Source organism: Streptomyces sp. NPDC048172 (assembly GCF_043202595.1).
Lineage (GTDB): Bacteria > Actinomycetota > Actinomycetes > Streptomycetales > Streptomycetaceae > Streptomyces.
In genome coordinates this window covers 932,523-948,040 of the sequence record NZ_JBIDAT010000001.1, presented here as the reverse complement: position 1 = coordinate 948,040, position 15,518 = coordinate 932,523, and the positions used below count along the sequence as shown (strand labels likewise).

The following is a 15,518-nucleotide window of genomic DNA, read 5'->3' as shown; positions in this document are numbered from 1 at the left end:
CGCGGCGGGTCAGTCCGCCGCGGGGCCCGTGACCGGCGCCGCGCCTGAGCCGCGCGCGGCGATCTCGGCGTAGACGTCGGGTGCCGTGGTGAAGGCGCCGAGGGCGATGGCCTTGCGGCTGCCGTGGTAGTCGGAGGAGCCGGTGGCCAGCAGGCCCAGCTCCCGGGCGAGGCCGTGCACTCGCTCGCGGGTGTCCGGGGTGTGGTCGGCGTGATCGGCCTCGACACCGTCGAGCCCGGCCGCCGCGAGATCGGCTATCGCGCTCTCGGGCAGGGTCTGGCCGCGCTTCGCGGCGAGCGGGTGCGCGAAGACGGCGACGCCGCCCGCACCCTTGATCAGCCGCAGCGCGTCGAAGGGGTCCAGCTCGTGCTTGCCGACGTACGCCCGCCCGTCGTTGGCGATCCACTCCTCGGTGAAGGCGTCGGAGACGGTCTCGACGACGCCCGCCTCGACCATGGCGGCGGCGATGTGCGGACGGCCCACGGAGCCGTCGCCCGCGATCCGCGCCACCTGCTCCCAGGTGACGGGGACGCCCATGCCGCGCAGCTTCTCCACGATGGCGCGGGCGCGCGGCACGCGGTCGTCGCGCAGGAGATCGCGCTCGCGGGCCAGCTCGGGCTCCGCCGGGTCGAAGAGGTAGGCCAGCATGTGCAGGCTGATGTCACCCAGGCGGCAGGAGAGCTCGGCCCCGGTGACGAGGGTGAGGCCCGCGGGCAGCGCCCGTACGGCCTCCGCGTGCCCGGCGACCGTGTCGTGATCGGTCAGCGCCACCACGTCCAGGCCCGCCGCCGCGGCGTTCCCGACCAGCTCCGCCGGGGAGTCCGTGCCGTCCGAGGCGGTGGAGTGGGTGTGCAGGTCGATGCGCACGGGAACGGTGCTCTCTCTTCGGACGGTGACGCACGGGCGTTCCCAGGATAGCCGCCGGACGCCGTGCCCCTGTCAGGAGATCAGTCGTGGGGAGAGCGCGCCGCAGGGCAGCAGGTCCACCTCGGCGCCCGCGTCGCGCAGGTCGGTGAGGACCAGCTCGTCGTAGAGCATGAGCCCGGACTGCTCGGGCCAGACGATCGCCCACAGCCACAGGCCGCGCGCCTCCCCCGCGAAGACCGCGCGGTCGTCGGGGGTGCCGCCCACGTGCCAGAGGGGGGTGGGACGTCCGGCGGCGAGGACCTTCACGTGCGGGGGCTTCTCGACCTGGATGCCGGGGCCCGGGTCGGGGCCCTCGATGCCCGCGTACCGCGCGCCGAGGCCCACGCCGAGCTCCTCGGAGATCAGCAGCAGCTCGCCGGGGCCGCCCAGCGGCCCGGGGCCCGAGCAGGCGACGACGGTGGCGCGGCCCCCGCTGCGATCGTCGCCCGCGCTGGCGACGCCGGTGAAGAGCCACCCCACGGGCAGCGGCCAGGGCATCCATACGGGGACCTGGGTGCGGCCGACGACGACGGCGAGCGCCTCCACGCTGGGCGGGATGACCGGCTGGAGCGGGTGCACCGTGCCGTGCACGCCGCACTGCCAGGTGTCGGCGAAGAGACCGGGCGCCCTGACCCGGCTACCGCACTTCGGGCAACTGGGTTCGCCCCTCATGAGCCTTAACGGTCCTACCAGCCTGGCGTCGCGTCAAGGACGATCACCCGGCTGGACGGCCGCGCGGCGTCGCGCACCTCATATAGATGTAGCTTGCATTAGTTAGCCAAGCTAATTTATTGTGTGTATACGTCAACGACTTTCAGGGATCGCATCGAAGGAGCGAGAAGGCATGAGTGGTGATCCGTTCGACGAGGGCGGCGGCAGCATCCTGCGCCAGCCGAAGGCCGTCTGGGCGACGGCCGGCGCGTCCGTCGTCGCGTTCATGGGCATCGGGCTGGTCGACCCGATCCTCCCCTCCATCGCCAAGGGGCTCGACGCGGGCCCGAGCCAGGTCTCGCTCCTGTTCACCTCGTACTTCCTGATCACCGCCGTCGCGATGCTGGTGACCGGGTTCGTCTCCAGCCGGATCGGCGGGAAGAAGACGCTGCTCGCCGGGCTCGCGCTCGTCGTGGTCTTCGCGGCCCTCTCCGGAACCTCGGGCTCCGTCGGCGAGCTGGTCGGCTTCCGCGCGGGCTGGGGCCTGGGCAACGCGCTCTTCGTCTCGACCTCGCTCGCCGTGATCGTCGGCGCGGCGGCCGGCGGCAGCGCGGCGGCGATCCTGCTCTACGAGTCGGCGCTCGGCCTCGGCATGGCGTGCGGCCCGCTCGTGGGCGCCGTGCTCGGCGACGCGAGCTGGCGCTTCCCCTTCTTCGGCACGGCCGTCCTGATGGCCATCGGCTTCCTCGCGATCACGGCGTTCCTCAAGGAGCAGCCCAGGCCCGCGCGGAAGACCTCGCTGCTCGACCCGGTCAAGGCGCTGGGCCACGGCGGGCTGGCCTCCGCCGCCGCCTCGGCCTTCTTCTACAACTACGCCTTCTTCACGGTGCTGGCCTTCACACCGTTCGTGCTGAACATGTCGCCGTACCGCTCGGGTGCCGTCTTCTTCGCCTGGGGCGTGCTGCTCGCCGTCTTCTCCGTACTGGTCGCGCCCCGGCTCCAGGAGCGCTTCGGCTCGCTGAGGGTGCTGGGCGGCTCGCTGATCCTGATGGCCGCCGACCTGCTGATCCTGGGGTACGGCAACCACACCACGGCCGTCGTCGGCACGATCGTCTCCGGCGCCTTCATCGGGCTCAACAACACCGTCTACACGGAGCTCGCGCTCGGCGTCTCCGACGCGCCCCGGCCCGTGGCGAGCGCGGGCTACAACTTCGTACGGTGGTTCGCCGCGGCGGCGGCACCGTTCCTGGCACCGAAGATCGAGGAATGGACCGACATCCACATCCCGTTCGTGGTCGCGGCGGTGGCCGCTGTGATCGGCGCCGCGATCGTGGGCGTACGGCGCGAGGCGCTCACGCTGGAGGCGGAGGAATTGCTGCCGGAGCACGATGCCGAGGCCTCCTCAGAGGTCCAGCCCGCTACGGCCTGAACCCCCGAGGGGCCCGCGCCTGAACAGGGGCTACCCCTGACCGTCTCGGTGCAGACTGCCGGTGAGCTACGGCTGGGCGCGCAGTTCCCCGCGCCCCTTCGGCCGAAGGGGCGCGGGGAACTGCGCGGGCAACCACGACGCGGCCGCGGCCTGCGGCGCACGGGCCGGGGCAGCCCCTGCTCAGCCCCTGAAAGAGGGGGCCTAGTCAGAGAGCGGTACGCCCTCCCGGCCCGGCGACCGCAGGTCCGTGCCGTGGCGGAGCCAGCGCTCCTGGAGGGCCTCGGCACCGTGGACCCGCTTCCAGGCCGCCTCGTTCGGCGTCATGGGCAGCAGGGGGAGGAAGCGGACCGGCTCCTTCGGGGGATCCAGCTCCAGGTCCTCGACCAGTCCGCCCGGCTCGGCGGCCAGCACCGAGGTGAAGGGGGCGCCGGGCCAGAGCGGTTCGCCGACGTCGAGGGAGTTGCCGGGCGCCACGACGACGCCCTCGACCTGCGGCGAGGCGGCGAGGACGGCGAGAGGGCGGAGGACCTGGTCGGTGTCGGCGCCGGCGCCCGCGCGTACGGAGAGCACCAGTTCGGCGCGGGGGCCGCGGTCCGGGTCGGCCAGGGCCGCCGTCGGCTCCGCCATCGGGGCGGCCGACATCCCGAGCGTCGCATACCGCACGATTCCGGACGGGGCGTCAAGGAAGCGGAGAACCTCGATCCGGTCGGTGCCGAGGAAGGTCACCGCGGCCCGCGCGTCGGGTTCGCCCAGCGCAGAGCGCAGCCGGGCCTCGACGAGAGTCAGAACGTCAGCCATCCCGCGAGCATAGATCGCGTAAGAACGCGGCAAAGACGCAGCCGCGTTGGAGGAAAGCGGCGAGTGAACGGTTCTGCGAGTGCTACCGTTGACCGCCGGTCAAGGCATGCAGACGTCGTCCCCCACGGGGGACCGGCCGGAGGAGGTGGGACTGACATGGATCCTAGTCGACCGTGCAGTACCAACCGCTCTTCCGACCAGGCTGCGTCCCCGCTCCCCTGAGGCCCTTCCTCCCCAGTGGCCGCACGGTGAAACCTCCTCAGTGAGCTTTTTCCGTCCGAGGGTTCGCACGACGGAAGGGCGTCCGAGTTCGCTTGATTCCGTCCGACAGCGAATGTCGTCGCCGCGGCCACATCGCGCGTGGTGCCCGCTTTGCGGACCTCCGGCTGGACGCGCCCAGCGCCGGTCGTAGGCCCCCGTTCCGGGCAGCGCTGCGCCCCCGGTCCGGACCGGCGACATGCACGGCACCGCGAAGGAGCCCCACATGTCGATGATCCGAGAACTGCGCGCGGCGGTACGTCCCGCGCTCCGCAAGGACACCCGTTCCCCGTACGCGTCGAGCGGTGTGGGCCACGTGTCCTGCAGCGCCGTGGTGGACTGCGCCGTCTACCGCGAAGGGCGGCGCGTCACCGACCACTTGAGCCCCGCCGACGCGCTGCGCCGGGTGCGTTCCGCCGACGGCCAGGCCCACTCCGACTTCGTCTGGATCGGCCTGCACGAGCCGACGGAGGAGGAGTTCTCCGGAATCGCGCAGGAGTACGGGCTGCACCCGCTCGCCGTCGAGGACGCGGTCCACGCGCACCAGCGGCCGAAGCTGGAGCGCTACGACGAGAGCCTGTTCACCGTCTTCAAGACCATCCACTACGTGGAGCACGCCGAACTCACCGCCAGCAGCGAGGTGGTGGAGACCGGCGAGGTCATGTGCTTCACCGGCAGGGACTACATCATCACCGTCCGGCACGGCGGCCAGGGCTCGCTGCGGGCGCTGCGCCACCGGCTGGAGGACGACCCCGAGCTGCTGGCCAAGGGCCCCTCGGCCGTGCTGCACGCCATCGCCGACCAGACCGTGGACGGGTACCTCGCGGTCGCCGACGCCGTCCAGGACGACATCGACGAGGTCGAGATCGACGTCTTCTCCGAGCGCACGGGCAGCGGCCGCCGGGGCGGGGACGCCGGGCGGATCTACCAGCTCAAGCGCGAGGTGCTGGAGTTCAAGCGCGCCGTCTCGCCGCTGCTGCGGCCGATGCAGATGCTCAGCGAGCGGCCCGTACGGCTGATCGACCCGGACATCCAGAAGTACTTCCGCGACGTCGCCGACCACCTCACGCGCGTCAACGAGCAGGTGCTCTCCTTCGACGACCTGCTCAACTCGATCCTCCAGGCCAACCTCGCGCAGGCGACCGTCGCGCAGAACGAGGACATGCGCAAGATCACCGCATGGGCGGCGATCTTCGCGGTGCCGACGATGATCGCGGGCATCTACGGCATGAACTTCGACTACATGCCCGAGACCGACTGGAAGTACGGCTACCCGACGGTTCTCATGGTCATCGCGGGGATTTGTTATGCGATCCACCGCGGTTTCAAGCGCAACGGCTGGCTGTAGCCTGCCGCCATGACGGAGACGCCGCAGACCCTGCCGCTGGACCGTGCCCTGATCGAGGAGGCCGCCAAGAAGTCGGGCCTCGTCTGGGTGCGCGGCCCTGAGGGACCGGCGCGCGCCCTCTGGCACGTCTGGCACGAGGGCGCGGTCTGCCTCGTCGGCACCGACGGGAGTACGGGCGCCGCCGCGGGCGAGCAGCCGCTCGGCGGCATGGGGCTGACCGACGGCGGCACCGCGACCGTCACCGTGCGCAGCAAGGACAAGGGCGGCCGGCTGGTCGCCTGGCCCGCGCGCGTCGTCGAGCTGACGCCGGGCGGCGAGGCGTGGGAGGCCACCGTGCCCGAGCTGAAGGGCAAGCGGCTGAACGCGCCGGACGCCGACACGATCACCGAGCGCTGGGCCCGCGAGTGCCGGGTGCTGCGCCTGGAGCCGACGGGCGAGCTACGGGAGTCCCCCGGGGCCATGCCGGACGTCTCGCACGCGGCGCCGCCGCTGGAGACGGCGGCCACCACGCGACAGCCCATTCCGGCGGGCCTCCCCCGGCTGCTGTTCCGCCGCAAGAAGCGCCGCTGAGCCCTGTCGGGCACCGGGAACGGGCTGCCCCTGTGTGTGCTTCGCGGACCGCGGGCGCGGGGTGGTCGGGCGCGCAGTTCCTCGCGCCCCTGCGGGGCGCTTCCCCTCAGTGCGCCGAGATGCTCCTGCCGTAGTCCACGACCTGGTCCTTGGACGGGGCCTCCAGGGCGAATTCGCTGTTCCAGCCGCTGAGGCGGACCGTGCCCGCGTCGCCGCCGCGCTGGAGCCTGAGCGGGTACGGGGAGCCCTTGAGGGAGACGTCCATCATGCCGCCGCGGCCCTTGCCCGCCTGCACCCGGACCGTCTTCACGCCCGAGACCGCGCCCCGTTCGCCCGTCGCGCGCTTGCCGTCCATCGCGAGCAGCCCGTCGAGCAGCACCCTCATGTCGGTGAAGCCGCTCAACTGGCGGTAGGCGGGGTCGCCGTGCGGGACCTTGACGTACTTGTCCTCCAGCTTGCCCGCCGCCGCGACGTCGCTCTTCGAGGGCGTGCCGCCGCCCTTCTTCTGCTTGGCCCAGAAGTCGGCGCCCGCCTTGAGGTAGAGGTCCTTGCGGACGCGCAGGAGCTGGAAGGTGGAGCCGCCCTTCGCCGAGACCTCGCCCATGCCGCCGTCCCGCTTGAGCTTCATGCTCAGCCGGTAGGTGTCACCCTTGCTGACCACGTTGCCGGTGACGCGCACCGCCTCGGCGCGCTGCGCCGCCTTGCGGGCCTTCATCTCGATCTTCGCCGGGGACAGCTTGCCCACGCCGTTGGTGCCCTTGTCGGGGTCCTCGCCGCCCCCGCCTCCGCCGCAGGCGGTGAGCACGGTCAGCCCCGCGCAGGCGACCCCGATCAGCGCTGCACTCCGCGGTGCGCGAGCGCGTCCTGTCACGGCGGCATCCTCCTGAGGTCGGCGGCTGGGCCGCACCCTACCCGGGCACCCGCCCGCTGTCGGAAGGCAGCCGTCCGGACCACCTCACGGCGGCCGGGCAGCGCCGGTCACGCTAGCCTGAATCCGGCATACCTCGGAAAAGAGGCAAACAGCCCCGATTCACCGGAACGGGGAACGGGGCACGAGGGACGAGAGACGAGGAGGCGGGCAGCACATGGCCGCAGGCGCTCCCCGGGTCTTCGTCTCGCACCTGTCCGGCGTCGCCGTCTTCGACCCGAACGGCGACCAGGTCGGCCGGGTCCGTGACCTCGTCGCGCTGCTGGGCGTACGGCGGCGGCTGCCCGCCGTCCTGGGGCTCGTCGTCGAGGTCGTCACCAGGCGCCGCGTCTTCCTCCCCATGACCCGGGTGACCGGAGTCGAGTCCGGCCAGGTCATCACGACCGGCGTGGTCAACATGCGGCGCTTCGAGCAGCGCCCCAACGAGCACCTCGTCCTCGGCGAGCTGCTGGACCGCCGGGTGACGCTCGTCGAGACGGACGAACAGGTGACCGTCCTCGACGTCGGCATGCAGCAGCTCCCGGCCCGCCGTGACTGGGAGATCGACCGCCTGTTCGTCCGCAAGGGCTGGGCCAGGGGCGGGGCGCTGCGCCGCCGGGGCGGCGAGACGCTCACCGTCGAGTGGGAGGCGGTCACCGGCTTCGCGCTGGAGGAGCCGCAGCAGGGCGCCGCGAACCTGCTGGCCGCCTTCGAGCAGTCCCGCCCCGCCGACCTCGCCAACGTGCTGCACCACCTCTCGGAGAAGCGCCGCTCCGAGGTCGCCGCCGCGCTGGACGACGACCGGCTCGCGGACGTGCTGGAGGAGCTGCCCGACGACGACCAGGTCGAGATCATCGGCAAGCTCCAGGACGAGCGCGCCGCCGACGTCCTGGAGGCGATGGACCCCGACGACGCCGCCGACCTGCTCTCCGAGCTGCCGGAGGGCGAGAAGGAGCGGCTGCTGGACCTGATGGAGCCCACCGAGGCCGCTCCGGTGCGGCGGCTGCTCTCGTACGAGGAGGGCACGGCGGGCGGCCTGATGACCACCGAGCCGATCGTGCTACGGCCCGACGCGAGCGTGGCCGAGGCGCTGGCCCGGGTCCGCAACGAGGACCTGCCCGCGCCGCTCGCCGCCCAGGTCTACGTCTGCCGCCCGCCCGACGAGACGCCGACCGGCAAGTACCTGGGGCTGATCCACTTCCAGCGGCTGCTGCGCGAGCCGCCCTTCACGCTCGTCAGCTCGATCATCGACACCGATCTGCTGCCGCTGCCGCCCGACACCCCGCTCCGCCCGCTCTCCAGCTACCTGGCGGCCTACAACATCGTCTCGGTGCCCGTCGTCGACGAGGGCGGACATCTGCTCGGCGCGGTCACCGTCGACGACGTCCTCGACCACCTGCTCCCCGACGACTGGCGCGAGGCCCGGAGCGCCGGCCATGGCTGAGCGGGAGAACCATGGCTGAGCGGGAGAAGCGGCACACGAGGCTGGACGTACCGCGCACGCCGCGGCGCAGCCTGCTGCCCGACTACGACCCGGACGCGTTCGGACGGATCTCGGAGCGGATCGCCCGCTTCCTGGGGACGGGGCGGTTCCTCGTCTGGATGACCGTCGTCATCATCGCGTGGATCGCCTGGAACGTGCTGGCCCCGGCCCCGCTGAAGTTCGACCCCTACCCGTTCATCTTCCTCACCCTGGCGCTCTCCCTCCAGGCGTCCTACGCGGCGCCGCTGATCCTCCTCGCGCAGAACCGCCAGGACGACCGGGACCGCGTCAACCTGGAGCAGGACCGTACGCGCAACGAGCGCAGCATCGCGGACACCGAGTTCCTCACCCGGGAGATCGCCTCGCTGCGGATGGGCCTCGGCGAGGTCGCCACCCGGGACTGGATCCGCTCCGAGCTCCAGGAGATGGTGAAGGAGCTGGAGCGGAACGCGGAGCGTGACGTAGACCGCTGACCCCGGCGCTACGGCCCTGCTGGGGGTCGGACTTACCATTCAGTCATGGCTACCGAGACCCACGACCCCACCCCCACCGAAGACGCGGTCCGCGCCGCGCTCGCGACGGTGAACGACCCGGAGATCCACCGGCCGATCACCGACCTGGGGATGGTCAAATCCATCGGCATCGCGCCCGACGGGGCCGTCGACGTCGGGGTCTATCTCACGGTCTCCGGCTGTCCGATGCGCGACACCATCACGTCGAACGTGAGCGAGGCCGTCCAGCGCGTCCCCGGCGTCACGCGCGTCAGCGTCGAGCTGGACGTGATGAGCGACGAGCAGCGCCGCGAGCTGGCGTCCTCGCTCCGCGGCGGCCAGGCCGAGCGCGAGGTCCCCTTCGCCCAGCCCGGCTCGCTGACCCGCGTCTACTGCGTGGCCTCCGGCAAGGGCGGCGTCGGCAAGTCCTCCGTGACCGTGAACCTGGCGGCGGCGCTGGCGGCGGACGGGCTGAAGGTCGGCGTCGTGGACGCGGACATCTACGGCCACTCCGTGCCGCGCATGCTGGGCGCCGAGGGCCGCCCGACGCAGGTCGAGGACATGATCATGCCGCCGTCGGCGTACGGCGTGAAGGTGATCTCGATCGGGATGTTCACGCCCGGCAACGCGCCGGTGGTCTGGCGCGGCCCCATGCTGCACCGCGCCCTCCAGCAGTTCCTGGCGGACGTCTACTGGGGCGACCTCGACGTCCTCCTGCTCGACCTGCCGCCCGGCACCGGCGACATCGCCATCTCGGTCGCCCAGCTCATCCCGAACGCCGAGATCCTCGTCGTCACCACGCCGCAGCAGGCCGCCGCCGAGGTGGCCGAGCGGGCGGGCTCGATCGCCGTGCAGACGCACCAGAAGATCGTCGGTGTCATCGAGAACATGTCCGGGATGCCCTGCCCGCACTGCGACGAGATGATCGACGTCTTCGGCACCGGCGGCGGCAAGAACGTCGCCGAGGGTCTGACCCGGACGACCGGCGCCGAGGTGCCCGTCCTGGGCGGCATCCCGATCGACATCCGGATGCGCGAGGGCGGCGACGAGGGCAAGCCCGTCGTGCTGAGCGACCCCGACTCCCCCGCGGGCTCCGCGCTGCGCACTATCGCGGGCAAGCTGAGCGGCCGCCAGCGCGGCCTGTCGGGCATGTCGCTGGGGCTGACCCCGAGCAACAAGTTCTGACCGTACGCGCGGACCGTACGCATGTGTAAGGGGCGCCCACCCATGGTGAGCGCCCCTTACCGGTACCGGTACCGGTACGTCAGTTGTCGTACTCGGTGATGTCCTTCACGACCGCGAAACCCAGTCCGTACGCGCTCATCCCGCGCCCGTACGCGCCGACGTGCACGCCCTCCTGTGCCGACCCCGCGAGCACCCAGCCGTACTCGGACTCGCGGTAGTGGAAGTCGGTCGGCACGCCGTCGACCGGCAGCGAGAGCGTGTTCCAGCCGGAACCGCCCAGGTCGTCGGCGAGCTCCCAGGCCACGCTCGTCTGCTGGTCCAGCCAGTCCTGGCGCAGGGCCAGCTCCATCTCCAGGGGCCAACTGCACGAGAGCAGCCCCGAACCCGCCAGCCACGCGGCCGTCGAGACCGAGGTCGCCTCCAGCACACCTGTGCCGTCCGCGCTCCGCCGCACCGGGCGGCTGGCCACGGTCACCACGACCGCGAAGCTCTGGCCGTCGGGGCCGGTCTCGCCCCGGAGCGAGGGCTCCACACCGTGACCGGTCGAGCCGTGCTCGACCGTGCCGTCGGCGGCGGTGCCCACCTGCATCAGCCAGCGCGGCCCCGTGAAGGCCGCATCGAGGCCGTACCACGGAAAGGCGGCCATCAGAAAGCCGTCCACCGCCCGCCGCGCGCCGGGTACGCCCGGCGTGGCGGGCCCGGATTCACCGGCTACCCGACTCGTCGTCTCCATCTGTGCGACGCCTCCTCATTGGCCTGTGCCATGGGCTGCCAGTTCCCCGTTCGGATGGCGACCCCGGACACAGGGAGGATAGCCACATGGGTCCGCCGTGTCGGGCATGCCCGGGGGACCGGACGGCGGGACGAGGGGCGAGATGGGCCTCTAAGGACTCAGATGTCCCACTCCTGGGCTCCGCCCGCACGGGTCGGACGGTCCTGTCAGGTGGCGTCGGCGTCGAAGGGCGGCGGGTCGGTCTTGCGCAGCGCGTCGCCGCCGCGCGCGTCGCGCTGGGCGGGGGGCGTGTCGGAGGACGAGGACGCCGACGAGGAGCTGTCGCCGTCCTTGCTGAGGCTCATCCGGCCGCCGTTCGCACTGCCCGCGCTGCCGTTGGCACTCCCGTTGGCGCTGCCATTGGCGCTGCCGTTGGCGCTCTCCTTGCCGTTCACCGAGTCGGTGACCTCGGCGAGATCCTTGCGCAGGTCGAACCCGTTCTGGATCTCCTTGATGCCCAGGTCGTCGTTCTCCATCAGGTGCTTGCGCGCGAAGTTCTTGGGGTTCAGGTCCTCGAACTCGAAGTCCTTGAACTCGGGGCCCAGTTCGGACCGGATGTCTTCCTTCGCGTTGTCCGAGAACTGGCGCACCTTGCGGATGAACGACGTGACGTCCTGGATCACCTTGGGCAGCTTGTCCGGCCCGAAGACGAGCACGGCGAGGACGATGAGCGCCAGCAGTTCCAGGGGTCCTATGTCGAAGAACACCGTGCAGCTCCCTCAGTACGTCCACAGCCGGTACGGCCAGATGTCACGGTACCCGCACTCGCCCCCGGCGCGGGAGCCCGCCCTGCCTCTCTCTCGGTCCCCTCCCGTTCCTCTTCCGGTCCCCTCACTCCCCGCCGCTCCCGGAGCCCAGGGTCACCTTCACCTCGCGCGTGTCGCCGTCGCGCCGCACCGTGAGCGCGAGCTTGTCGCCGGGGCGGTGGCTGCGGATGCGCACGATCAGCTCCTCGCCGCCGTGCACCGCCGTGCCGTCCGCCGCGGTGACGACGTCGCCCTCCTTGAGTCCGGCCTTGTCGGCGGGGCCGTCGGGCGTGACGGCCTTCTCGCCGCTGTCCTGGGCCCCGATGCGGGCGCCGTCGCCCTCGTACTCCATGTCGACCGTGATTCCGATCACGGGGTGGGTCGCCCGCCCGTCGTTGATCAGCTCCTCGGCGACCCGGCGGGCCTGGTTGACCGGGATGGCGAAGCCGAGGCCGATGCTGCCGCCGCTGGTGTTCCCGGGCAGCCGGGAGCCGCCGTCCGCCGGTTTCAGCGCGCTGGTGATCCCGACGACGCGGCCCTTGGTGTCCACGAGCGGGCCGCCGGAGTTGCCCGGGTTGATCGGGGCGTCGGTCTGGAGCGCGTCGACGTAGCTCGTCTCGCTGCCGCTCTCCTCGCCGCCCGCGGTGATGGGGCGGCGGGTGGCGCTGATGATGCCGGTGGTCACGGTGCCGTCCAGGTCGAACGGGGAGCCGATCGCGACCACGGGGTCGCCCACCCGGACGGAGCCCGAGTTGCCCAGCGGGAGCGGCTTGAGGCCGGAGATGCCCGAGACCTTCACGACTGCCAGGTCGTAACCGCTGTCCTTGCCGACGACCTCGCCGCGCGCGGTCTGGCCGCCGTGGAACTTGACCTGGACGGAGTCGCCGGAGCGCGCCGAGCCGACCACGTGTTCGTTCGTGAGGATGTGGCCGCGCCGGTCGAGCACGAAGCCGGTGCCGGTGCCCTGCTCCTGCTCCTGTCCCTGCTCTCCGTCCTGCTTCCCCTGGCCTCCCCCGCGCGCGTGCAGGGTGACCACGCCCGGCAGCGCCTGCCGCGCGATGCCCGCGATGGTGCCGGGCGCGCGGTCGTTCTTGCCGCCCCTGCGCTCCTCGGGGGCCTGCGGCAGCTCGACGTCGCTGACATTGCCGTTCCGCTCGACGTACGCCCCGATCAGGCCGCCCGTGCCGCCCGCGACCAGCGCCAGCGCGAGGGCGCCGACGACGACCCCGCCGCGCCCCCGCCGCCGCCCCGGAGGGACGGGCACGGGCGCGGGGACGGTGGCGGTGACGGGCACGGGGGCAGGCGCGGCGGCGGGCACCGGGGCGGGTACGGGCGCCACGGGGCCCGGCGCCGGGCCGTGCGCGGGGCCCGCCGGGACCGGGGGCGGGCCCGGTTCGGGGTGCGGGGTCTGGCGGGGCACCGTGGGAACCCCGTACGGCGGGGTGGTCGCGGGCGAGTACGCCTGGACGCCGTGCGGCGGCGTCGCCGACGGGAGCTGCACGGGCGGGGCGGGCGCCCAGGGACCGGGTCCCCCGTACGGGGGTGTCGCGTAGGGGTCCTCGCCGTGCAGGGGCTTGGGCGGGCCCGAGGGTACGGTCCCGGGCTCGGGGACCCGTCCCGTCCCCGTACGCCCGGACGCGGGCCCCTGAGCCGTCTCCGGGACCTCGTCCCGCGGTTCGTCCCGCGGCTCCGTGGAGGGCTCCGTCGAGGACTCCGCCGGAGCGGGCGCCGCCTCTGGGGCGGGCCCCCCGCGCGGGCGGCTCCACCACTGCGGCCTGGGCCTGGCGGCCTTCCCCTCGTCCATGCTCTCCCCACTGTTCACCGCGCGACCGGCTTGCCGGTAGGCGATTCAACCAGGTACGGGGAGCCCCGCACAGCGGCGCGAGGCGTCAGCGGCCCGGCGGGGCGGCCGTGACGGCGGGGGCCGCGGGCGCCGTCGCCATCGGGGTGCGGCCCGGGATGGCGCCGAGCGGCACGGCGTCGGCCGTCGTCCCCGACCCGGCGCCGGACGCGCCGGACGCAGTCTCCGGCCTCGGCGCGGGCACGGGGCGCTGCAGCCGGGGCGTCAGGGAGCTGAACGCGGAGTAGGCCGAGAGCGAGGGCGCCGAACTGATCTGCGACGGCCAGCCGCTCGCGCCCGTGGCGGGCGAGGTCGCGCCGGGGCCCGGGGCGCCGGAGCGCAGCAGGGAGCCGGAGGAGCCCGCGAGGGAGAAGAGCGGGGTCTGCGAGGAGGGCGCGGGCGGACCCGCCGCTGTCCTGTCCCCGGCCTTCGAACCGGAGCCGCCGCTCCCGGCCGCGAACGTCGAGGCGGAGAGGGAGGCGGCGGCGCTGGCGCTCAGCACGCCCGCGCGCAGCCGGTGCTCGCCGCCCGCGCGGCGCCTGTTGTCCCTGTTGTCCCGGCTGTCCCTGGCCGTGGCGCCGGAGCCCGAGGACGCCGAGCGCACGGGTCCGGCCGAGGTGCCGGAACCGTCGCCGGAGGCAACCGGCGAGCCTCCGGCGGCACCGGAGGTCAGCGCCCCGCCGATGGCGAGGGCGGCCAGGGAGAACGCCCCCGCGGCGGCGAAGGCGAAGCGCCGCCCGCGCGAGGCGGCGCGCTCGGCACGGTCCACTCGGTGGACCTCGTGTATCCGGAAGCCGCGGTGCGGGGTGAGGGGGCTGCGCGCGCCGGTCCGGCCGACGGGCAGGTGGTCGAACGCCCAGGGCGACCGGCCGCCCGTACGGACCGTCGGCAGCCCCGTTCGTTCATCCGCGTCCGGGCTCACCTCCGCGCCGGGGCCGCGGGGCGCGTCCCGGTCGATGTCGTCGTCATCGGCGAAGGCACCGGGACCGCCGGGGCCCCCTGGGCCGAGGGGTCCGCCGGGTCCCGGGCGCATGGCGTCGCCGCCCGCGGGCAGCCCCTGGAGGCGCGCGAGCAGGCCGTCCGAGGGCGGGGGCGGGGCGGTGTCCGCGAAGACGTTCTTCAGCCGGCGCTGGGCGTCGGCCTCCGCCTTGCAGCTCCAACAGGTCGCCAGGTGCGAGAGCACCCGCTCCCGTGCGTCATGACCCAGCTCTCCGTCCACGAGGGCGGCGAGCCGGTCGCCAAGATGGTGCTCTGCGGGCGTCACTCAACCCCCACCTCCCCGGAACGGGCGGCAGGCACCACCGCGCTCAGCGCGCGCTGCTGCTCGGCCCGCGCCGCGGGGGAACGGTGCTGGAGGGCCTTGCGCAGGTGCGAGCGGCCGCGGTGGATGCGGCTGCGGACGGTGCCGAGCTTGACCCCGAGGGTGGCGGCGATCTCCTCGTACGACAGCCCCTCGATGTCGCAGAGCACGACGGCGGCGCGGAACTCGGGCGCGAGGGTGTCCAGGGCCTGCTGCACGTCGGCGTCGAAATGCGTGTCGTTGAAGTGCTGCTGCGGGGTGGGCTCGCGGCTGGGCAGGCGCTCGGCCGCGTCGTCCGCGAGGGCGTCGAAGCGGATGCGCTGCTTGCGCCGCACCGTGTCCAGGAACAGGTTCGTGGTGATGCGGTGCAGCCAGCCCTCGAAGGTGCCCGGCGTGTACGTCGAGAGGGAGCGGAAGACACGGACGAAGACCTCCTGGGTGAGGTCCTCGGCATCGTGCTGGTTTCCGGTCAGACGGTAAGCGAGGCGGTAGACCCGTGTGCTGTGCGTGCTGACGATCTCCTCCCATGACGGAGGGGTCCACGCCTGCATGTCCGCATCGGTGTCGAAAGTCGCCGTGGTCGCGGAGTCGGCGGTGCGGGACTGGTCAGCATTGTTGGTCACGGATTTCGGCTGGCCCGCCGGCCTGACGAATCGCCTGAGCAATCCCCGGTCACGAGCGGCAGCCGCACCTCCCCTGTCGGCTCTGGTGGTGTCCAGTGGAGCCCCTACCATAGCCACATCTCCCGTTAGCTCCGGATAAGCATTTTTGCCCGCCTTTTGCGAAGGCTGCCGGGCTCTGCTCTGCTTGCCAGCTTCCGTTCTTCTCTGTGCT

15 protein-coding genes are annotated in these 15,518 nt (G+C 72.8%); 6 read left to right on the top strand and 9 right to left on the bottom strand.

What is annotated here, in order from left to right:
• Positions 1 to 9 precede the first annotated feature (9 nt).
• Together ACGF3A_RS04315 and ACGF3A_RS04310 are read right to left on the bottom strand one after the other, a co-directional pair.
• Entirely contained in the window at positions 10 to 867 is an 858-nt protein-coding gene (locus ACGF3A_RS04315) for a PHP domain-containing protein (protein WP_393725611.1), read from the bottom strand.
• A 72-nt stretch (positions 868 to 939) separates the two neighbouring features.
• A complete protein-coding gene (locus ACGF3A_RS04310) occupies positions 940 to 1,578 on the bottom strand; it encodes a DUF6758 family protein (RefSeq protein ID WP_393725609.1) in 639 nt (212 codons plus the stop codon).
• Between the two features lie 172 nt (positions 1,579 to 1,750).
• Here ACGF3A_RS04310 and ACGF3A_RS04305 point away from each other — a divergent pair, with 172 nt between their 5' ends.
• Positions 1,751 to 2,986: an MFS transporter gene (locus tag ACGF3A_RS04305; protein ID WP_393725607.1), complete on the top strand. Its 1,236-nt coding sequence runs from the start codon at positions 1,751 to 1,753 to the stop codon at positions 2,984 to 2,986.
• Positions 2,987 to 3,187: 201 nt separating this feature from the next.
• On the opposite strand, the gene ACGF3A_RS04300 is transcribed toward ACGF3A_RS04305, so the two are convergent.
• Positions 3,188 to 3,784: a suppressor of fused domain protein gene (locus tag ACGF3A_RS04300; protein WP_393725605.1), complete on the bottom strand. Its 597-nt coding sequence runs from the start codon at positions 3,782 to 3,784 to the stop codon at positions 3,188 to 3,190.
• A gap of 484 nt (positions 3,785 to 4,268) precedes the next feature.
• Between ACGF3A_RS04300 and ACGF3A_RS04295 the strand changes: the two genes are divergently transcribed.
• Positions 4,269 to 5,390 (top strand): magnesium and cobalt transport protein CorA, encoded by a 1,122-nt coding sequence (locus ACGF3A_RS04295; protein ID WP_393725604.1) that lies wholly within the window; start codon positions 4,269 to 4,271, stop codon positions 5,388 to 5,390.
• 9 nt (positions 5,391 to 5,399) lie between these two features.
• Positions 5,400 to 5,960 carry a hypothetical protein gene (locus ACGF3A_RS04290; RefSeq protein WP_393725602.1) on the top strand — a complete coding sequence of 187 codons (561 nt, stop codon included), beginning with the start codon at positions 5,400 to 5,402 and terminating at the stop codon, positions 5,958 to 5,960.
• 106 nt (positions 5,961 to 6,066) lie between these two features.
• On the opposite strand, the gene ACGF3A_RS04285 is transcribed toward ACGF3A_RS04290, so the two are convergent.
• Positions 6,067 to 6,831 carry a hypothetical protein gene (locus ACGF3A_RS04285; RefSeq protein WP_393725600.1) on the bottom strand — a complete coding sequence of 255 codons (765 nt, stop codon included), beginning with the start codon at positions 6,829 to 6,831 and terminating at the stop codon, positions 6,067 to 6,069.
• A gap of 214 nt (positions 6,832 to 7,045) precedes the next feature.
• Between ACGF3A_RS04285 and ACGF3A_RS04280 the strand changes: the two genes are divergently transcribed.
• Genes ACGF3A_RS04280 through ACGF3A_RS04270 form a run of 3 tightly spaced genes read left to right on the top strand, consistent with a single transcriptional unit; the run spans position 7,046 to position 10,026 of the window.
• Positions 7,046 to 8,311, top strand: coding sequence for a magnesium transporter MgtE N-terminal domain-containing protein (locus ACGF3A_RS04280; protein WP_393725599.1), 1,266 nt, complete (start codon positions 7,046 to 7,048; stop codon positions 8,309 to 8,311).
• A gap of 11 nt (positions 8,312 to 8,322) precedes the next feature.
• Positions 8,323 to 8,823 (top strand): DUF1003 domain-containing protein, encoded by a 501-nt coding sequence (locus ACGF3A_RS04275; protein WP_393725597.1) that lies wholly within the window; start codon positions 8,323 to 8,325, stop codon positions 8,821 to 8,823.
• A 45-nt stretch (positions 8,824 to 8,868) separates the two neighbouring features.
• A complete protein-coding gene (locus ACGF3A_RS04270) occupies positions 8,869 to 10,026 on the top strand; it encodes an Mrp/NBP35 family ATP-binding protein (protein WP_393725595.1) in 1,158 nt (385 codons plus the stop codon).
• A 79-nt stretch (positions 10,027 to 10,105) separates the two neighbouring features.
• Here ACGF3A_RS04270 and ACGF3A_RS04265 read toward each other — a convergent pair whose 3' ends face one another.
• The 5 genes from ACGF3A_RS04265 to sigE form a co-directional block, all read right to left on the bottom strand.
• Positions 10,106 to 10,759 carry a hypothetical protein gene (locus ACGF3A_RS04265; RefSeq protein ID WP_393725593.1) on the bottom strand — a complete coding sequence of 218 codons (654 nt, stop codon included), beginning with the start codon at positions 10,757 to 10,759 and terminating at the stop codon, positions 10,106 to 10,108.
• Between the two features lie 206 nt (positions 10,760 to 10,965).
• Entirely contained in the window at positions 10,966 to 11,505 is a 540-nt protein-coding gene (locus ACGF3A_RS04260) for a sec-independent translocase (protein ID WP_393725591.1), read from the bottom strand.
• A 124-nt stretch (positions 11,506 to 11,629) separates the two neighbouring features.
• A complete protein-coding gene (locus tag ACGF3A_RS04255) occupies positions 11,630 to 13,348 on the bottom strand; it encodes a S1C family serine protease (protein ID WP_393725589.1) in 1,719 nt (572 codons plus the stop codon).
• 85 nt (positions 13,349 to 13,433) lie between these two features.
• Positions 13,434 to 14,648: an anti-sigma factor family protein gene (locus ACGF3A_RS04250; protein WP_393725587.1), complete on the bottom strand. Its 1,215-nt coding sequence runs from the start codon at positions 14,646 to 14,648 to the stop codon at positions 13,434 to 13,436.
• The gene (gene sigE / locus ACGF3A_RS04245) at positions 14,645 to 15,418 is read right to left on the bottom strand and encodes an RNA polymerase sigma factor SigE (RefSeq protein ID WP_393725585.1); all 774 of its coding nucleotides are present in this window, start codon (positions 15,416 to 15,418) and stop codon (positions 14,645 to 14,647) included. The genes ACGF3A_RS04250 and sigE overlap by 4 nt, the downstream gene beginning before the upstream one ends.
• Between the last annotated feature and the right edge of the window lie 100 nt (positions 15,419 to 15,518).

Coding starts and splice junctions, on each gene's coding strand:
- ACGF3A_RS04310 (WP_393725609.1), bottom strand. CDS start 1,578: ATGAGGGGCGAACCCAGTTGCCCGAAGTGCGGTAGCCGGGTCAGGGCG.
- ACGF3A_RS04305 (WP_393725607.1), top strand. CDS start 1,751: ATGAGTGGTGATCCGTTCGACGAGGGCGGCGGCAGCATCCTGCGCCAG.
- ACGF3A_RS04300 (WP_393725605.1), bottom strand. CDS start 3,784: ATGGCTGACGTTCTGACTCTCGTCGAGGCCCGGCTGCGCTCTGCGCTG.
- ACGF3A_RS04295 (WP_393725604.1), top strand. CDS start 4,269: ATGTCGATGATCCGAGAACTGCGCGCGGCGGTACGTCCCGCGCTCCGC.
- ACGF3A_RS04290 (WP_393725602.1), top strand. CDS start 5,400: ATGACGGAGACGCCGCAGACCCTGCCGCTGGACCGTGCCCTGATCGAG.
- ACGF3A_RS04280 (WP_393725599.1), top strand. CDS start 7,046: ATGGCCGCAGGCGCTCCCCGGGTCTTCGTCTCGCACCTGTCCGGCGTC.
- ACGF3A_RS04275 (WP_393725597.1), top strand. CDS start 8,323: ATGGCTGAGCGGGAGAAGCGGCACACGAGGCTGGACGTACCGCGCACG.
- ACGF3A_RS04270 (WP_393725595.1), top strand. CDS start 8,869: ATGGCTACCGAGACCCACGACCCCACCCCCACCGAAGACGCGGTCCGC.
- ACGF3A_RS04265 (WP_393725593.1), bottom strand. CDS start 10,759: ATGGAGACGACGAGTCGGGTAGCCGGTGAATCCGGGCCCGCCACGCCG.
- ACGF3A_RS04255 (WP_393725589.1), bottom strand. CDS start 13,348: ATGGACGAGGGGAAGGCCGCCAGGCCCAGGCCGCAGTGGTGGAGCCGC.
- sigE (WP_393725585.1), bottom strand. CDS start 15,418: ATGGTAGGGGCTCCACTGGACACCACCAGAGCCGACAGGGGAGGTGCG.